Source organism: Actinoallomurus acaciae, from assembly GCF_042429965.1.
Taxonomy (GTDB): domain Bacteria; phylum Actinomycetota; class Actinomycetes; order Streptosporangiales; family Streptosporangiaceae; genus Actinoallomurus; species Actinoallomurus acaciae.
In genome coordinates this window covers 1-1,260 of the sequence record NZ_JBHLZP010001056.1, presented here as the reverse complement: position 1 = coordinate 1,260, position 1,260 = coordinate 1, and the positions used below count along the sequence as shown (strand labels likewise).

Genomic DNA, 1,260 nt, shown 5'->3' with positions numbered 1-1,260 from the left:
CGCGGCGCCGGGCACCTCCGCCCCGGCACCCGCAGTCCGGCCCGCCGAAGCCCGCGCCGCCACGGCACGGCTCACCGGCAACCGGCTGCTCAGCGGCCCGGGGTCGGGCAAGGAGGTGCGGCGGTTCACCTTCGACCTTCGTGACGGTCTTCGTGACGGTGAGCTCACCTATGAGGCCGGTGACGCGCTCGGGGTGCGCCCGGTCAACCACCCCGGCCTGGTGGCCGAGTGGCTGGCCGTCACCGGCCTGGACTCCGGCGCCGCCGTCGAACTCGACCGCGTCGGGACGGTGCCGCTCGGTGACGCCCTCCACCGGCACCTGGACATCACCAAGATCACCCCGGGGCTGCTGCGCTTCGTCGCCGAACGCACCGGCGACCGCACCGTGAAGGAGCTGCTGCGCCCCGACAACAAGGACCGGCTCGCCCAGTGGTCCTGGGGCCGCCAGGCCGTCGACGTCATCGCCGAGCATCCCGTCCGCGCCGGCGCCCAGGAGTGGGCCGAGGTACTGGGCCGGCTGCGCCCCCGCCTCTACTCGATCTCCTCCAGCCCTCTCACCCGGCCGCACGAGGCCGCGCTGACGGTCTCCGTCGTGCGGTACGAGGGTCCGGGCGGCCGTGCCCGCAGGGGGGTGTGCTCGGCCTTCCTCACCGACACCGCGCCCGGCTCCCCGGTACCGGTGCACGTCCAGCGCTCCCCGCACTTTCGGCCCCCGGCCGACCCGGCCACCCCGATGGTGATGATCGGCCCCGGCACCGGGGTCGCGCCGTTCATCGGCTTCCTCGACGAGCGGCGCGCCCGCGGTCACCGCGCCCCCAACTGGCTGTTCTTCGGCGAACGGCACCGCGCCAGCGACTTCTACTACCGGGAGGAGCTCACCGCCCTCCAGGACGACGGATACCTGGCCCGCCTCGACACGGCCTTCTCCCGCGACCAGCGCTCACGGGTCCACGTCCAGGACCGGATGCGCGAGCAGGGCCACCGCCTGTGGTCCTGGCTTCAGGACGGCGCCCACCTTTACGTCTGCGGCGACGCCTCCCGCATGGCCAAGGACGTCGACCGGGCGCTGCGCGACATCGCCACCACCCACGGCGGCCTCACCCGCGACGCCGCCGCCGCGTACCTCAAGCAGCTCGCCGCCGGCGGACGCTACGCCCGCGACGTGTACTGACGGGCCGCTGGGCGTCTCAGCCCGGCGGGGCCTGGGGCGCGGCGATCCGCTCGGCCTCGGCGGCACGGCCGAGGCGTTCGAGGGTGCGG

General features: G+C 74.9%; 1 protein-coding gene. It reads left to right on the top strand.

The window, feature by feature from the left end; translation table 11 throughout:
• The coding region (locus ACFFNX_RS50390) for a diflavin oxidoreductase (protein WP_378213612.1) at positions 1-1,171 on the top strand (1,171 nt) is incomplete at its 5' end.
• Positions 1,172-1,260 lie beyond the last annotated feature (89 nt).